At 55.1% G+C, this 285-nt stretch carries 1 protein-coding gene; it reads left to right on the plus strand.

Annotation, left to right across the window (positions count from 1 at the left end; all coding sequences use genetic code 11):
- A partial coding sequence (locus tag AC1RPR_RS08755) for a hypothetical protein (protein ID WP_481763563.1) occupies positions 1 to 285 on the plus strand: 285 nt, incomplete at both ends.

The raw sequence follows: 285 nt of genomic DNA on the forward strand, positions 1-285 counted from the left end.
GGGCTGAACTCGCAGCCTACCTCACTCCCGGATTCAAGGTCACCATCAGTAGTCCTAAGGTGACTAAGGAGTTCTTCAGTAAGCGCGGCCCTGTAGAACTCATCGAGAAGATGATGGAGAAGATCGGGTGCTCGGGCGAGAAGGAGATGTTCGTCTATAAGTCCGAGCTGGCCGACGTTATCGTCGCGTTCACAAACGCCGATGGTTATCAGGTCAAGGGCTACACGAACGGTCTGGGCCAGTCGAGCGGCGGTAAGCACGTTGATTCTGTGTCAGGTGCCTTGT

It is taken from the genome of Dellaglioa sp. CoH-57-MRSF-22 (assembly GCF_056781895.1).